The sequence below is a fragment of the Streptomyces sp. NPDC001100 genome, from assembly GCF_053598575.1.
In genome coordinates, this window is the sequence record NZ_JBSFKO010000027.1 from 91,836 (window position 1) to 107,665 (window position 15,830).

Below are 15,830 nucleotides of genomic sequence, written 5' to 3' on the forward strand. Positions count from 1 at the left end.
CGCCAGCACACAAAGGCCTTCACGCCATCCGCAGATGCATCCCGGCGCCCTGATGACCTGCCGGAACTCCCCCCCCGGAGGACAGGTCGAACTGCGGCCGGCAGGTCCTGCCGGGGTCGCCTGAGCGGCGGAGCTTGTCCGTGCAGCAAGCGAGCCGGGAGCCGGTGACCGTGCGTCATAATGCACACGTCACAGGGGGGATATATGGGTCTGTCGTTTTCCGATCAGTTCGACGTTCAGACGGTGTTGGAGCAGGGGGGACAGCGCGCCCGGTTCGGGACGAACGTGCTGGCCGGGCTCATCGAGGGGATCGACACGTTCCGCCGTGATCTGCAGCAGCAGCGGCGTTCGCGCAGTCTGGGCCCGGCGATGCTCGGGGCTTTCTTGTGGGTGGACGACACCGAGTTGCTGCAGCGCATCGCCGAGTTCCCGGCCGCGTGTGTGGTGGTCAGCAAGCAGCCGCGGGGCAAGCGCGCCAGGGCCAAGCTGGGCAAGGTGACCGATGCCGTTAAGGACGCGGCCGGCTTCCCGGCGGAGGCTCTATCCGAGCTGGAGGAGCTGCGTTTCCATCAGGACGGCAAGGCGCCGGTGCTGGGACCCGGCTCGCCGCGGGAGGACCTCCGGCTGTCGGCGCTCCGCACCCTGGGCTACCGCAAGGTGGACAACCATCTCGTGCCGATCCTGCATACCAAGATGCTGCTGCTGGGCGAGTTGTGGTGGCACGACGAGGACGCGCTGGGCGGGGTGGCCGACGTCACCGGTTTCAGGCCGCACCGGCTGTGGTTGGGCAGCGCCAACGGCACGGAAAGTTCCCGCCGCAGTCTGGAGTTCGGGCTGTGGCTGGAGGATCCCGGCCTGCTGAAGGCCGCCCGAGGGTTCCTGGTTGAGGTGCTGGCCCAGTCCGAGGAACTGGACCCCGACAGCGACAGCCTGACCCCGGACCTGGTCATGCCGGACTACGACGACGAGGCCATGTGGGAGGCCATGGCCGCGCTGCCTGATCCCGACGACGGCGAGGACGGCGTGTGAGGGGCGAGGTGGTCGCTGCCGGCTCGCCCCGTTTCGCACTGCACACACTGGGATGGCGGGCCTTTCAGGACCTGTGTGCGGCCGTGCTGCGGGAGGTGTGGGGGCAGTCGGTGCAAGCGTTCGCCGACTCCAACGACGGGGGCCGGGACGGCGCGTTCTACGGCATCTGGCAGCCGCCGGCCGAGCCGGACGGGGTGCAGAGTGTGCCGCCGGGGCCGTTCGTGCTGCAGTGCAAGCACACCAAGAAGGCCGGCGCCACGCTCGCCCCGTCCGAGCTGGAGGACGAGTTCACCAAGGCCGCCGCGCTGGTGGAACGGGGGATGTGCGGCACCTATGTGCTGCTGACCAACGCCCGGGTCACTGGCGCCTCCGAGGAGGAGATCCGCCGGCGGCTGCGCGCGTGCGGGGTGGCGCATCCGCTGGTGTGGGACGGGCAGTGGCTCAGTGACATGATCGCCACGCACCGCGGGCTGCGGATGTTCGTCCCCCGCGTCTACGGGCTGGGGGATCTGTCGCAGATCCTCGACGAACGCGCCTACACCCAGGCCTCGGTGCTCATGGCGTCCGCGCCCGAGCAGGTGGCCACGTTCGTGGTCACCGGCGCGTACCGCAAGGCGGCCCGCGCACTGCGGGATCACGGCTTCGTGCTGCTGCTGGGTGACCCGGCCGTCGGCAAATCCGTCATCGCACTGATGCTGGCCATCAGCGCGGCCGACAACTGGGGCTGCGCGGCCATCAAGGCACGCACCTCCGAAGAGCTCGTGCAGCGGTGGAACCCACACGAGAAGGAACAGCTGTTCTGGCTCGACGACGCCTTCGGCGCGGTCCGCCACGAGGATCACCTCACCCACGCCTGGGCACGCGACCTGCCGCACGTGATGAGCGCGGTCAAGAACGGCGCCCGGGTGGTGCTGACCTCCCGCAGCTACATCTACAACGAGGCCCGGCCGCTGCTGAAGCCGTATGCCTATCCGCTGCTGCATGAGCAGCACGTCACCGTCGACGTCGCCGATCTCACGCGCGCGGAGCGCCAGCAGATCCTGTACAACCACCTCACCGCCGGCGACCAGCCCCAAGAGGTGCGCGCCCGGATGAAGCCGCACCTGGAAGCAGCCGCTGACGCCGCCCCCTTCCGCCCCGAGGCCGCACGCCGCCTGGGGCTGCAGGCGTTCACTTCCAGTCTGTCTCTGACCCGGCAGGGCATCACGGACTTCATGGTCGAGTCCCCTCAGCTGCTCCGGGATGTCTATGACCAGTTGGATGCCAACGCTCACGCGGCACTCGCGCTCACCTACGCAACGCGCCGGGACGGAGCACTGCCTGGCCTGCCCAGCCCCTTCGTCTTCGATGCGGGCGACCGCGACATCGTCGAGCGCGCCGGGTCCACTCCAGGTGGCGTCGGCAGGGCTCTGGTCACGCTGAGCGGCACCTTCTTGCGTCTGAACACCTCGGTCGACGGGCAGACGTACTGGACGTTCCATCACCCCACGCTGCGGGAGGGTTTCGCCTCCTGGCTGACCACGCAGCCCCACCTCCTGCCCGTAGTCCTCATGGGCATGAGCGATCAGGCCCTGCTGTCGCGCACGGACTGTCTTGAGCCGAGCAGCAGGCAGCGTCAGGGCACCCTGCTGCGCATCCCTCCCCCGCTCTATCACGCGACGGCTCAACGACTGGCCGCGCGGCGTCAGCCACCCGGACGCTTCGAGTCGTGGCAGCAGCGCCATGACCGGGAGCAGAGTGTCCTGGCCTACCTGGGGAAGAACAGCAGCCAGGGTTTCCTGCGCGCATACGTCTGTGCAGATCCGCAACTCTTGAACATGCTCGTGCAGTTCGGCTCTCCTGCCTGCTACGACCCCCGCCCGCCGGTACTGGCGCGGCTGCACCAAGCGGGCTTGCTGCCCGAACAGGCACGGCAGCAGGCCATCTCTCACATGATGAAGCTGGCCGTCTCCGCCCCCGATGCCTCCTGGATCGAAGACGAGGACTGGCAGAAGAAGGCGTGGCACATCCTCCTCACCGGTAAGGACCGTGACCGCCTGTTCGCCCACGTGCGTGGCGAACTCTTCGCGCGCCGCGATGAGTTGCTCGACGACTGGTTGGCTGGTGCGACCGGCGATGACGACGATCCGGTAGAGGATGCTCTGCTCTGGTATCGCCGGGCCTTTGAGGAGCGCGAGGACGACGAGGCGGCAGGCGAGTTCGACTACACGTCGGACCTCTACCACGAAGGCCGCCAGGACCTTCCGCCCAGTGCCGCCGACGAGAACTGGGACCGCAGCACCGCCACCACAGTGAACGTGCAGACAGCCGGCGAGGAGGACGCGGCGACCCGCCGGAGCCTGTTCGACGACCTCGACTGGTGATCAAAGGCTCTGGTGCGGGATCCGGGTCGTCGTGGCAGGAGTCCTGTGTGGCGGCCTCGCCTCGGTCGATGGCCCGCCGCGTGCCGCGTGGTCTGCGCCGTCGCATGCGGGCACGGGCTCGCCCCGGTGGGGGGCGGGTGCCTGGTCGGCGGCCGCCCGCGAGCCCGGCTGTGGCTGTGGGCCGCGATGCTCCGGCCGCGCCGGGTCGGCTGTGTTGCTGGTGGATGCCTCAGTCGGCAGCTGGGGCGTTCAGCCACGCGGCCAGTTCGTTGTAGCCGCAGGCCCTGCGCAGGGTCTGTCCGCCCGGGCGGGTGTCGATGATCTGTGTGGCATCGCCCAGTGGGGTGTAGGGGGTGTGGGGCAGGCACACCACACCCAGGATGCGCTGGTAGCGGGTCAGGTCGTAGTTGGTGCCCTGAGGCTGCTCGGTGAGGGTGTGGGTGACCTGCTGCCACTTGGCGACGGACTGCTCGATGAGGCTGGCGCTGTTGCGGACGGTACGGAAATCGCCGGCGTCGTAGAGGCCGGTGTAGGGGCGGCTCTTGCACGAGACGAGCAGCAGGGTGTCGCCGTCCTCGCCGACGGCGTCAAAGTCGGTGAGGACGTTCTGGCCGTGCGGGCGCGGCTGGAGGCCGCGGCGGGGGGCGTGGGGTGAGGGTCTCCAGGGCGAGCGGTCGATGAGGCTCTGCACGGTCTGCTCGAAGTGCTCGGCCCGGATGTTGACCAGCGGGCCCTGTCCCTCGGGGGCGATGGTGCACAGGGCGAGCAGGTGGCGGGTGGCGGCATCGAGGTCGACGACGATGTCGGGGCCGGCGTGGTGCAGCACGGGGGGTGGGGTGAGCGGCCATGTGGTCATCGGCAGCTCGTCCAGCAGTGTCAGGACGGTGTCGGGCTCGGTCAGATGGTGGTCGGGGAACCAGGTGTCCAGTTCGCTGCGCAGCATGGGCAGTACATGGGCGAGGTAGCCGGTGAGCAGGTCGCGGCCCAAAGTGACGTAGCCGTAGCGGGTCAGGCTGAGCCAGCCATGACGGGTGTGGTGAAGGAGGTAGAGGCTGAGAGCTTGCAACAGCGCTACGAGGGCTGGCAGTTGGGGCTGCCACCAGGCAGCGTGAGGGTTACTGAGGGTCAACAGATTGCGTAGTTGTCCCAGGGACAGGCCGCGTGGGGCGAAGCGGCCCCACACGACGACGGGAGTGCCGTCGTCGGGGGTGCCCTGCCAGGACGGCAGCCCCTGCCAGGTGGGAAGGGGGGCCACGGCGATGATGGGCAGTGGATCGTCCTCGTGATGGTCCTCGGACAAGACCTGAGTGCCAGCGCCGAGCAGCCCGGCGCCGAAGGCGGCCACACGCTGGTCGTACAGGGCGATGGCCTCCTCGAGATGCGCGGTGGGCACGTTGACCGGCAGGTGGTGGCCGGGCTGCGGCTGAAAGGCGATCCCTTTGCCGGCCCGGCGCAGTCGGGAGTGGATGTCGCTGAGGACGATGGTGGTCATGGCCAGGCGCAGCACGCGACGGACCACCCCATCGGTGACGGGAAAAGCGATCTGCCCGCCGCTGTGGGGCAGAGCGGAACAGGGCTTGGTGCTGGTGGTGGCCATCAGCTCCATCAGACCGCGGTCGTAGGGGCCGGTGGTGGGCAGCTCGCCCTCGAAGAGGTCGGGCAGGCGGCGCAGGTACCACAGCCACTGGACGGCCGGGTAGGACTGGGCCACAGCGCGCAGGTCCTGCTCGAGGGTCTGGCGCAGGAGGGTGAAGTACTCCCCCGCTTCCACGGGCTCCAGGGTGGTGGGCGGCGGGCAAGCGGCCAGGAGTTTCTCGACTGTGTGGGCGGCCCACCGGGCGGACGCGGCAGGCCATTCATGCTCGGCCTGGGTGAGGAACTGCGTCGCGGTCGGGTCCAGGACGAGTTTCTTGGAGTGCTTGCGCAGCTGGTCGGGCGTGATCACGGCACAAGGATGGCACCGTGCTCGCACATCCTGGGCCCCAGTGCCCGAGCGGCCGCCACCGGCTCTCCATGCGAGGGCAGTGCGCGACGGCTTACGGGCGGGCGGAGGCCGGGATGGTGACGTGCAGCAGGTGGGGGCGCGGGGCCTGGCCGTTGCCGCGGATGTCGGTGAGCAGGTAAACGGTGTCCTCACCTGCGGCGGCCAGGCCGGTGATGTAGGTGGTGTTCGGCAACCGCAGCAGCAGTGTCGAGCGGTGGGTACGGGTATCGACGGCGACAAGGGACTTCTCCATGCCCTGCCCGGTCGGGCCGGCAAGCAGGATGGTGTGCTCGCCGACGGCCAGGGCTGTTTGCGGGGTGAGCGGGGCGGAGTTGGCCCACCGGTCGCTGGGGCAGTGCAGACCCTCCTCAAGGCGGGTCGTGACGTCACGCCCGCCGCCCGCCAGGAAGAGGGTGCCGGACCGGGTCAGTGCGGCCTCGTGGACTCCCCCGGCGAAGTCGACCTCGTAGGAGGTGCTGTCGGCGAGCGTGTCGCCCAGCCGGGTCAGCGTGTGCCCGCCAAACCCTTGCGCGGTCCGCGGCCCTTGGGTGGTGAACGCCCAGGCGGTGCCGTTCGGGCCGGGCATCAGCCGACCATGGCCCTTCAACCCGCCGCCCACCACGTGCACGTGATTGCCCGTCATCCGCAGGACCGCCTCTTCACTGTGCAGGAGGATGCCACTGTCAGGCGTCACGAGGGCCGGCCCCTTACAGAAGGCGGGACCCGCAGTCCAAGAGCTGCGGCCCGTTGCCGGCTCGACGCACAGCATGCCGGACATCGTCGTCCACAGCAGTCCCCTACCGCCGGTGTACGCGAGGCCGCTGATCTCGCCTTCCGCCCAGGCACCGTCGGCGGTCAGCACATGTGTGACCGTGACGCCCGGCTCGGGGATCGCGGGGAATCCGTCGATGCCGTGCGCCGGGGACTGCAGGAATGACGGCGGCGGCCCCACCTCCGGTTCTGGCAGCAGGTCCGCCAACGGCACGTACGAACCGCCACGTCGGCTGGTGACGGCCAGATGCCGGTAGAAGAGAACCTCTGCGCTGATCAGCCCGGACACCATGGCCTCGACATTCGAGCGATCCAGCAACACCACACCCGCATGGAAGTCCGCCCACTTGCGCACCGCTTCGGTGAAGCCGGACATGGACACCAGAACGGGACGGACACACGGCGGCCGCCCCTCCAGCCTCTCCTTGATCTTCGACCGCGCGCCGGCATCGACCGGTGCATGCTGCCACTTGGCCTCGAGGATGTAGGGGGTGTAGCCGAGCATGAACGACACATCGGTCTCATCCCGGCCTTCCAGCCCGCGCTGGTCGCTGACCACGTCCCGCAGGCCGCCCCAGCGCAGCACCTCGGCCAGGAACGCGTTGAACCGCCGCCCGCGCGCCGTCTCCTGGCCCGGCGCGCACAGGTCCAACTCCTGGTAGGCGGCCATGAGCGGTGTCAGTCGGGCGGGGACCGGAGAGCCGGATACGGCGTGCGCTGTCACGCTGCCGACGGTAGCCGGTCAGCCACCCCGCTTGCCGCTACCAGGATTCTCAACACAACTACTGGTTTCTCATCAGACTTGCGGTACTACAGGTCAAAGCCCTGATCGGCCTCAACAAAGCTCCCGGAGCGTATCTCAGTAACTTGCAGCATCGCAGGTCAAAGCCATCTCTCTACCGCAACACAGATGAGAACGCACAGCTGGATGATGGCCGCGGTGATGTCGGGGGCCGCGGCGAAGGCCAGCAGGGGCATGGTCCGGTGAGCGTGATAACTCAGGGTGTTGCGGTCCCGGCCGAGCAGTCGGGCCGTCAGGGTGAGGGTGACGGTGTTGCGACGGCTCAAGACGGCGGCCAGGACGCGATGGCGGTGGTCGAGGAAACCGAACCCGGGGTTGTATCCACGCCGGTTGAGGCCCTTCCTCTTCTCCCGCTCCGCCTCGGCCAGGACCCGGCGGCAGGGTTCGAGTTCCTCCACGAGCCGGTCGAACAGCTCGCGGGACATGCCGGTCAGAGCGGGGTGCGTGAGCAGGTGGGTGGCCTCGGCCGGGATCGGCGGTGCCTTCGCCCCGTCCGGCTCAGCAGACGGTGCCTGCTGGGGGTCGTATGGAGCGATGGTGTAGTTCCACTCACCGTGAAAGTCGTCGCGCTGGACGCGCTGCAGGACGGCCTTGCGCTCGTCCTTGGTGAGCGTGCGCCCGGTGGGGTAGTCGTTCTCGTCAAGGACGGCACTGACGGTCAGGCCGGTGCGGGTGCGGGTGGCCGAGATGCTCTGGAGCAGTATCTCGTAGCTGGTCAGGGGCCGTCCGCGCAGGCTGTGGGTGATGCGGGAGAACAGACGGTGCTCCACCTTGTTCCACTTTGATGTTCCCGGTGGAAAGTGCAGGACGGTGATGGTCAGTCCGCACTCGTCGGCGAAGGCGGCCAGGTCCATCTTGAACAGGTGGGAGCCTGCGGAGTTCGCCCCTCCTGAGTCTGCGGTGACCAGCAGCCGGGTTGCGTCGGGATAGTCCTGCCGGCCCTGCTGGTTCCACCAGCGGCGGAGGGACTCCACCGCGAAGGCGGCGGTGTTGCGGTCGGTGCCGACGTTCACCCAGCCGGTGTCCTGTCCCAGGTCGTAGATGCCGTACGGAATGGCGACCGGGGTGTCGGGGTCCACGAAGTCGTGGTCCGGAGCCGTGATCGGCGCTCCCTTTGGGCGGTAGGTGCGGCCCGCGCGGGCGAAGTCGCCGATGGGCTCCTTCTTCTTCGCATCCACGCTCACCATCGGCAGTCCCTGGGACAGGAACCGCTCGGCCGTGGCGTTGATGTGCCGGAACTGGGCGTCACGGTCCGGGACTTGACTACCGGCACGGGTCTTGGCCATGCCCTGGAGGCTGAAGCCCATCGAATGCAGCAGGTTGCCCACGGCCGGGGCGCTGATCGGATGGCCTGCCGCGGCCAGCTCCCGGGCCAGGTCGCGCAGCGAGGCAGTGGTCCAGCGCAGCGGGGAGACCGGGTCGCCGACCTCCCGTGGCTCGATCAGGGCCGCGAGTGCCGGCACCAGACCGGGATCACGTTCAGCGGCCGACTTGCGTCCGCCGCCGGAGCGGCGCACCCGCCCCAGTACCGGTGTCCCGGTCGCGAGTTCGTCGCGGCCCCGCGCGATGGTCGACTCCGACACCTCCGCCAGTCTGGCCACTGCCGTGATCCCGCCGTGCCCGAGCGCGGCAGCCTCGGATGCCAAATAGAGGCGGCGCTGCCGCTCGTCCAAGTGCGGCAGGATCTCGGCGAACTTCACGTCCAGTACTGCCAGTGTTGCTTCCAAAATCCGCACAGATGCCGACTTACCACACCATCAACCTCAGCAAGCCCGAATCCGCCAGTAGTTAGTTGACGGCTCCTCACCAGCGCGTCTCCCCGGCGAAATACTTCGCCGCCTTGCGCAGCATCTCGCGTTCCTCCTCCAGCTCGCGGACCTTCTGGCGCAGAGCGGCGTTCTCCGCCTCCAATGGCGTCGGCGGCTCGGTCGCCACCTCCGTCCGGCGTCCCCGCGGCCGGCTCGCGCCGGCTACCCGAACCCAGTTCCGCAAGGTCTCGGGGTTGATACCCAGATCGGCAGCAACCTGCCGGATCGTCGCCTCGGGCCGCGACTGGTACAGCGCGACCGCGTCCGCTTTGAACTGCGGCGGATAGTTCTTCATGACCACGAGATGTCCGTTCTCAGATCCTCAGGATCCAGTGTCTCGTGTGTCCAGGATCAAGGGTCAAGGCCCGCTCCTCTACGAACAGGAGGTGGTCCAGCAGCGTCCGCAGAGCGGACTCGTTCCCGAACATGCCGGGGCGGCGTAGCGCGAGGTTCAACTGCCGGATGAGGTAGGCGTGTATCTCATCGGCAGCAGCAAGCCGGCCAGAGAGGGGCATGCACCGATTCTTGCTCAGGGCTGCCCTCCGCCGCTGCCGCAACTTCGGCCGGGCCGCCGCCGACCTGCACGTGGCCCAGCCGGCGCTGAGCCGTCAGATCCAACGGCTCGAGAAATATCTCGGCACATGACTGCTGGACCGCACCCCCCAGGGCACCCGGCTCACTCCGGCCGGCCAGACATTCCTCCCCCGAGCCCAAGCCCTGCTGCAGGCCGCCTGCCAGGCCGAGCTGGCCGTGCGTGAACAAGCCCGGACCGAACGCATCGTCATCGGCTACGTCGAAGACCTGGTGATCACTGCCGCCGTGCGGGAACTGCGCCGCCGTTACCCCAACGCCGAGATCGCCACCCGGCATCTGAACTGCCGCGACGTCGGGGCACTGTCCGACAAGCGCGTCGACGCCCTGATCGCGCGGGCCCCGTTGCCGCTCGTCGCCGACGACGTGTTCACCACGGCGCTGTACGAGGAGCCCCGGATGCTCGTGGTCCCGCTCGGCCATCCCTTGGCCGACCGCGCGTCGGTGATCGCGGAAGAATTGGCCGGCGAGGAGGCGGCGCCGTGCGCGTTCGAGACCGCGGACTGGACTTCCTACCGGATCCTCGGGGCCCGCGTGCCACCGATCGAGAGCTACGAGGACAAGCTCGAACTCGTCGCAAGCGGCAGGGCGATCGCCGTGCTACCGGTCGGCGATCGGCGTAGCTCACTCCGTCCCAACCTCGTCACCATCCCCATCGAGGGCGTTCCCCCCAGCCCGGTCGTCCTGGTCAGCCGCAAGGGCGACCCGAACCCGATGATCAGGAATCTCCGGCAGGCTGCCAAGGCCGTCCTGACCGCCTCGGCAGCCTGACCGAGACCAGCCGACCCGCTCGGTTTCGCTGGTGAAGGGCTCATATTCGGAACGTGCACCATTCAATGGTGCGGCGCTCAGGGGTGGCTTCAATCATCAACGCCGGTTCACAGATCGTCTCTCGGTGTCGCACGGCGGTTGCGTCCAGGGAAATGGGGTGCGGGTTCCGACCCGTGTCGACCAGGCCCATGCGCGCGTCGGAGATAACCAGTTGGACGCCGGACAGGCCATTGGCGATCAGTGAGCGCAGGAAGACCAGCCTGCCCGGCGCCGTCCTCGGCGGTGGCCACGTCCAGGCCGAGGATCTCGCGGCGGCCGTCGGTTTCGACGCCGACCGAGATCAGGGCGTGGAGCCGATGCGTAGGTGGAAGGTGTGGCATGGGCGGGATTCGAGTTTCAGGGATTCCGGTGGAGCTGGTGGGCGACGCCCGCTGCGGCAGCACCCACGCATCCGATGGCAGTCAGCGTGCCTCGGCTTCGAGCGCGGCGAAGCCCGGCAGCTCCACGGCCGCGAGGTTCTCTCGGGCTTGGCCTGGAGTCTCGCGCTGGAGCCAGAGGAACTGCGCGTCACCTTCGCGGTGCCTGTCAGGCTGATGCGGGCAGTCGCCCGGCAAGGAGTTCCTCGGAACGTTCCCACAGTCTGCGGGCGAAGTCGGCGTCGAGGGCCTGCGGGTTCTTGGGCGGCACGTCCTCGCGCTTGTAGTAGTAAGCACCTGACCGCCAGTCCGTGCCCGGTGTGCCCTCGGCGAGCCACACGATCTGGTCCGCGCCCCGCTCGGGCGTGGCCAGCAGGACGTTCCGTATGACCGGTTTGGTACCGAGGAAGCGGACCGTGCGCATGATCGCGCTGGTGGTGTCGGAGGCGAAGTTCGTCCGGACGTTGCCCGGGTAGAAGCAGGCCGCCGAAAGGCCGTCGGCGTGGTGGCGCCGGTGGAGTTCGGTCGTGAAGAGGATGTTCTCCAGTTTCGACGCACCGTACGCCTGGACCGGGTCGTAGGCGCGGTCGTGGTCCAGGTCGTCCAGGTGGATCTCCTTGGCGAACCGCACCGTGCTGGAGGTCTGGAGCACCGACGCCCGTGAGGCGGTGAGGACGTCCAGGAGCAGCCGCGTAAGCAGGTACGGCGCGAGGTGGTTGACCTGGAAGGTCTTCTCGAAGCCGTCCACGGTCTTGGTCCGGGTGCCGAACACCCCTCCGGCGTTGTTGGCGAGCACGTCGATCCGCGGGTATGCGGCGCGCAGTTCGGCAGCGAGACGCTCGACGTCGTCGAGGCGGGTGAAGTCGGCGACGAAACGGTCGGCCCCGATTTCGGCGGCGACGGTGCGGGTCTTCTCGGCGGAGCGGCCCACGACAACGACCGTGTGCCCGTCCGCGTGCAGCTTCCGCGCGGCTGCCGCCCCGATGCCGTCGCTCGCGCCCGTGACGACGACCACCTTGGTGTCACTCATCGCTTGTCACTCCTCCTGGAGAGGTACTGAGTCCCATTAGTGAGACACAGTACCAATAATGGCCTGTAGTACCTTGAAGTGATGACCCCGGACCGAACCGCAGGCGGCGCACGCGCGCGAGCACGCCAGGCCATGCGTGCCGAGGTGGCCGTGACCGTCCAGGACCTGGTCCTCGAACACGGCTACGAAGAGACGACGATCGACGACATCTGCGCGGCCGCCGAGATCTCGCGCAGCACGTTCTTCCGGTGCTTCCACTCCAAGGAGGAGGCCCTCTTCGGCCCCACGGCCGACGCCCCCGAGTACCTGCGGGACGCGCTCGCCGCCCGCCCGGCCGACGAAGCACCCTGGGTCGCGATCCGGCACGCGCTGAATCCGATGATCGACCAGTACGAGGGCCATGACGAGCGCACTCGGCGCCTGACCCGCCTGATGGTGAACACGCCGGCGCTGGCGGCCCGGCACCGCGAGAAGAACGCCCGCTGGCACGAACTCCTGCGCCCCGAGATCGCCCGCCGCCTGGGGGCCGACCCGGCCGACGCCGCCGACCCGCGCGCCGACGCCGTGATCGCCGCGGCTCTGGGCTGCGTCGAGGCCGCACTGGCCGCGTGGACCGCAAACGATCAGCCACGATCGCTGCCGGAGATCCTGGACCAGGCGATGGGGGTGGCATTCGTCCCCCAACGGCCGGAATAGGACCTCCGGTCACAGTGCGGCCCCCTGGCGTCGCCGGCGGACGACCACGCGGCCGAGGACGCGTGGTCGCAGGGCGTGTGGCCTGTGACCGGGGCAGGTCGGTCGTGGATGTCTAGCTTCCAGGGACGAGGCTGGGTGCCACGTCGAGGCGGGGTACGAGGAGGAGTTCCTCGACGCCGACCAGGTCGGACAGGTCGAAGCCCTGCATGTCGGCAGCCTGCTCCGGGCTGGCCAGGAACGTGCGCACGACCTCGGCCGGGTCTGCGCCGTCCGGGTAGGAGACCAGCGCGAACAGTCGGTGCAGGGGTGAGTCCGGCTCCGTCGGGAGTGTAAATCTAACGGCCCTGTCTCACATTCGGTGGTGACGGAGGGTGTCGCTATCCGAGGAGGATGCGGTGGCGGAGGAGGGTGAAGCCTGCTCGTCCGTGCATCTGGCGCGCGATCCGCTTGGTCTTGGTGTTGACGCCCTCGGTGGGGCCGTTGCTGTACCGAAGTGTGAACGCGGCGATCACGGCGTCGAGGTCTCGTTCTAAACCTCGGGTGAAGGCATGCAGGTGCGGCAGATCGGCAGTGCGGACCTGGGTGATCCAGAGCTCGAGCGCGTCGGCATTGTCTGGTTGAGGCTTCAGGAGCTGGGCGAAGTCCCTGATGCAGACGGCGAGTTGGGTCATCTCGGGGCAGGCCGCGACGAGCCGGTCCAGTAGGTGCTGATGTTCCGCCTTGAGGTTGTCGGGCATAGTGAGGAGCATGCGGGCGAGTCTGCGCGGGGAGATGTGGCTGCGGTCGGCGTCCGCGCGACCTTGGTTGATGTACTTGTGCAAGAGGTTGAGGCAGCCGGTGAACCCTTGGTCTTTGATCTCTTCGAAGAGGTGCTTGACCGGGACGGCGGGGTCTTCGGTGCGGCGTTTGCGCAGGTGCTCGCGGTAGGGGTCGACAAGGCTCGCACGGTATTTGGGGACGCGGAGCATCCGCTCGGGCCGATCGGCGCGGGCGTAGCGTTTGACGGTATTCAGGGCCAGCTGCAGACGGCGGGCGCATTCGAGCAGGCCCACGCCCTGGTCGAGCAGGTCGTGGATCTGGTGCCAGCGTTCCAGGGTGGTCTGTGCACGGGGGCCGTCGTAGAGGGGTGCGTCCAGGACGGTGGCCCAACAGGTGCTGTGCGCTTTCACCTCGCTCAGTGCGGCTTCGCACAGGTTGTGCCACAGATGCCAGCGATCACCGACCTGCGTCGCGCCGGGCAGAGCGCGACGGATGGCCTCGGCGTAGGTCGCAGAGCCGTCGCGGCACACGACTTCAACGGCCGGATTTTCGCGTAGCCATGCCTCCAGGGTGTCGGCCGTGCGGTCGGGCAGCACGTCGATCCGCTCATGCGTCTCGGCATCGATGATCACGGTGGCGTAGCGGTGCCGCCGACGCAGAGCGAAGTCGTCGACGCCTATCACTCGGGGCGTCCGTCCTGCGGGCAGCGGGATGCGCAACAGGGTGCGCAGAGCCGTGTGACGCGAGACGCCTGCCGCGAGTATCGCCAGCAAGCGTGCTCCTGCCCGGCCCGCTAACTCCTTGACTACGGCCTTGACTTGCCTGGTCAGGCGGGTGGTGCGTCGCTGGTATCGGTCCAGGACTCCGGGCACCTGCTCGCGGAAGGTGTGGCGGCAGCCGCGGGTGGGGCACACCAGGCGCCGCACCCGCACACGGACCACCACCCGGCGCCCGTCGACCGGCACGTCAGCCACAGTCCGCCAGTGATAGCCGTGCACCCGCCCCGACGGCACCCCGCACACCGGACACGGCGCCATGTCCTGCGGCGTCCGCGCGCGAACCACGATCCGCTCACCCTCGTCGACCACGTCGTCTATGGCCAGCGGGAACAGACCCGAAAACACCGTCTGCACAAGCTCGTTGACATCCGTCACGCGAATTTCAACGACCCTCACGACTCTCCGTCACCACCGAATGTGAGACAGGGCCGTTAAATTGACACACCCCCCTCACGACGATCGCCGGAGCAGCCTCGTTGTGGCTCACCCGCTGACAGGGGCTCCGACGCCGAACCTGGCTGTGCCCCGCCGAGCGGCCGGGCACAGCCATAGGGTTCGGATATGGCCTACACGTCGCTTCACCGCTCCGTCGGTGCCCTGCCCGGTCGCGTCACCGCCGCCATGCTCCAGCAGGCCGTCGACGTGCAGCTCGGCGAGAGCGACGACCTGGACTGGAAGCAGGACGGCAACGACCTGAAGGAGAACCGCGAACTCGCCAAGGACTTCGCGGCCTTCGCCAACGCGGCCGGACGGCGCCGTCCTACGGGGCCGGGCACGTCGGCTCCCTTTGCCCGGCCGATGAGGCGTTGACACGCCCGCCCGGGTGTTCACGAGTGCCTCTGATCAGGGACGTTTTGGCGCTTTGTAGGTCGTTCCCCGTCAGGCTGGGTCAGCTGTCTTGGAGGCCCCCGTTATCGAGGTGTCCATATCTGTGGGCCGTGCGGCACCGACCCCAGTCAAACGGCAAGGTCGAACGACTCGAACCCTGCTCGACAACTCAAGAACAGGTTTTCAGGCGTTGCGCGAGCAGTGGCGTGGCTTCGGCGGGATCGATGTCGCAGACCAACAACCCGGGCTTTCCGTAAGGCTGATGGCTAAGCAGCATGCCGTCCGGCCGCACTACGGCGGACGTCGTGGGCGATCCCGGGCTCGCGCAGTTGACGGCGGCGACGTAGCAATTGTTCTCGGCGGCGCGACACAGAAATGCCTTCTCGTGGAAGGAGTTTCTCGGGTCGGCGAACTCAGTTGGCTGAAACGCGCCGGGCTCTGCTTCGCTATAGTGCGGGTGGAACACCAACTGGGCGCCGTTGCAAACGGCCCAGCGTACCGTCTCCGGATAGCGAAAGCCCTCGTGGCAAATCACAATGCCGAAGCGGAAGCCGTCGACTTCGAATATCCGGCGATCGCTGCCCGCCTCGTATGTGGAATCTTCTGCAGGGTCGAGCTGCACCTTGTCCTGATAACCCGCTCGATCGCCGTCGGGTCGAAGTACGAGCGCGGTCAGACGTGGCTTGTCGGAAACATACCGCTCTGTACCGAGCACCACATAGATGTGGCTCTCCCGCGCGGCCTGGGCGATGCGCTCGTGCGCAGCTTCTAAGAAGTCGGCGCTCACGGCCTTACGCGATTGCGGCGGCCATGGGTAGCCCGGCACGTACGCTTCCGGGAAGCACACGATACGCGCGTCGGCAGCAGCAGCGGCTCTGACCGCGCGCTCGGCTCGCACCACGGAGTCTTCTGGATTCTCGGGAATTTCGAGGTTGGCGAGCGCGATGCGAAGTCTTGTCATGCAACTCATTGTGCTGCACAGCCCGGACACCCGAGGGGGGATCCGGCTGCACTGCCCAGCGGCCGGGCCGTCGCCTTCGATGCATTGTTCGCGCCGCGACCGGCTCAGCCCCACCACGCCGCTCCGGACCGCCGCCCGCTGTGGTCAACCTCGCCGACAGCCGCACACACGCCCGCACCTCAGCCGACCCCGCTGATTTCATCCCATGGCTTGTCCAACGCATCACCTGCGGACGGGATGCG

The 15,830-nt window shown here is 68.2% G+C and carries 15 protein-coding genes and 1 pseudogene; 6 read left to right on the forward strand and 10 right to left on the reverse strand.

The features are described 5' to 3' along the window. Positions 1–180: 180 nt before the first annotated feature. Positions 181–1,029, forward strand: a complete 849-nt coding sequence (locus ACWDEW_RS32600) for a hypothetical protein (protein WP_450517512.1) — start codon at positions 181–183, stop codon at positions 1,027–1,029. An 8-nt stretch (positions 1,030–1,037) separates the two neighbouring features. Next, positions 1,038–3,392, forward strand: a complete 2,355-nt coding sequence (locus ACWDEW_RS32605) for an nSTAND3 domain-containing NTPase (protein ID WP_450517565.1) — start codon at positions 1,038–1,040, stop codon at positions 3,390–3,392. A 229-nt stretch (positions 3,393–3,621) separates the two neighbouring features. On the opposite strand, the gene ACWDEW_RS32610 is transcribed toward ACWDEW_RS32605, so the two are convergent. From ACWDEW_RS32610 to ACWDEW_RS32630, 5 genes are all read right to left on the reverse strand, one after another. Further along, the gene (locus tag ACWDEW_RS32610; RefSeq protein ID WP_450517514.1) at positions 3,622–5,337 is read right to left on the reverse strand and encodes a hypothetical protein; all 1,716 of its coding nucleotides are present in this window, start codon (positions 5,335–5,337) and stop codon (positions 3,622–3,624) included. 91 nt (positions 5,338–5,428) lie between these two features. Further along, positions 5,429–6,871 carry a restriction endonuclease gene (locus tag ACWDEW_RS32615; protein ID WP_450517516.1) on the reverse strand — a complete coding sequence of 481 codons (1,443 nt, stop codon included), beginning with the start codon at positions 6,869–6,871 and terminating at the stop codon, positions 5,429–5,431. 158 nt (positions 6,872–7,029) lie between these two features. After that, positions 7,030–8,679, reverse strand: a complete 1,650-nt coding sequence (locus ACWDEW_RS32620) for an ISAzo13 family transposase (RefSeq protein ID WP_450517567.1) — start codon at positions 8,677–8,679, stop codon at positions 7,030–7,032. 73 nt (positions 8,680–8,752) lie between these two features. Beyond that, positions 8,753–9,052, reverse strand: coding sequence for a transposase (locus ACWDEW_RS32625; RefSeq protein WP_450517518.1), 300 nt, complete (start codon positions 9,050–9,052; stop codon positions 8,753–8,755). A 19-nt stretch (positions 9,053–9,071) separates the two neighbouring features. Continuing rightward, complete coding sequence (locus ACWDEW_RS32630) at positions 9,072–9,272, reverse strand: hypothetical protein (protein WP_450517520.1); 201 nt, start codon at positions 9,270–9,272, stop codon at positions 9,072–9,074. On the opposite strand from ACWDEW_RS32630, the gene ACWDEW_RS32635 reads away from it, so the two are divergent. Further along, complete coding sequence (locus tag ACWDEW_RS32635) at positions 9,271–9,402, forward strand: helix-turn-helix domain-containing protein (RefSeq protein ID WP_450517522.1); 132 nt, start codon at positions 9,271–9,273, stop codon at positions 9,400–9,402. The genes ACWDEW_RS32630 and ACWDEW_RS32635 overlap by 2 nt on opposite strands. Before the next feature lie 105 nt (positions 9,403–9,507). After that, entirely contained in the window at positions 9,508–10,119 is a 612-nt protein-coding gene (locus tag ACWDEW_RS32640) for a LysR substrate-binding domain-containing protein (protein WP_450517523.1), read from the forward strand. A gap of 178 nt (positions 10,120–10,297) precedes the next feature. Here ACWDEW_RS32640 and ACWDEW_RS32645 read toward each other — a convergent pair. Both ACWDEW_RS32645 and ACWDEW_RS32650 read right to left on the reverse strand, forming a co-directional pair. Further along, positions 10,298–10,472: pseudogene (locus tag ACWDEW_RS32645) on the reverse strand (transposase); the annotation flags it as partial. A gap of 232 nt (positions 10,473–10,704) precedes the next feature. Beyond that, on the reverse strand, positions 10,705–11,565 hold the full coding sequence (locus ACWDEW_RS32650) for an SDR family NAD(P)-dependent oxidoreductase (RefSeq protein WP_450517525.1): 861 nt from the start codon (positions 11,563–11,565) through the stop codon (positions 10,705–10,707). A gap of 81 nt (positions 11,566–11,646) precedes the next feature. On the opposite strand from ACWDEW_RS32650, the gene ACWDEW_RS32655 reads away from it, so the two are divergent. Continuing rightward, positions 11,647–12,261, forward strand: coding sequence for a TetR/AcrR family transcriptional regulator (locus ACWDEW_RS32655; RefSeq protein ID WP_450517526.1), 615 nt, complete (start codon positions 11,647–11,649; stop codon positions 12,259–12,261). Positions 12,262–12,373: 112 nt separating this feature from the next. On the opposite strand, the gene ACWDEW_RS32660 is transcribed toward ACWDEW_RS32655, so the two are convergent. Together ACWDEW_RS32660 and ACWDEW_RS32665 are read right to left on the reverse strand one after the other, a co-directional pair. Continuing rightward, positions 12,374–12,508 carry a hypothetical protein gene (locus tag ACWDEW_RS32660; protein WP_450517528.1) on the reverse strand — a complete coding sequence of 45 codons (135 nt, stop codon included), beginning with the start codon at positions 12,506–12,508 and terminating at the stop codon, positions 12,374–12,376. Between the two features lie 130 nt (positions 12,509–12,638). Continuing rightward, positions 12,639–14,174, reverse strand: a complete 1,536-nt coding sequence (locus ACWDEW_RS32665) for an ISL3 family transposase (protein WP_450517569.1) — start codon at positions 14,172–14,174, stop codon at positions 12,639–12,641. A gap of 186 nt (positions 14,175–14,360) precedes the next feature. On the opposite strand from ACWDEW_RS32665, the gene ACWDEW_RS32670 reads away from it, so the two are divergent. Beyond that, the gene (locus tag ACWDEW_RS32670; RefSeq protein WP_450517530.1) at positions 14,361–14,609 is read left to right on the forward strand and encodes a hypothetical protein; all 249 of its coding nucleotides are present in this window, start codon (positions 14,361–14,363) and stop codon (positions 14,607–14,609) included. Between the two features lie 187 nt (positions 14,610–14,796). Here the strand turns inward: ACWDEW_RS32670 and ACWDEW_RS32675 are convergent, their stop codons facing one another. Then, the gene (locus ACWDEW_RS32675) at positions 14,797–15,588 is read right to left on the reverse strand and encodes a carbon-nitrogen hydrolase family protein (RefSeq protein WP_450517532.1); all 792 of its coding nucleotides are present in this window, start codon (positions 15,586–15,588) and stop codon (positions 14,797–14,799) included. Between the last annotated feature and the right edge of the window lie 242 nt (positions 15,589–15,830).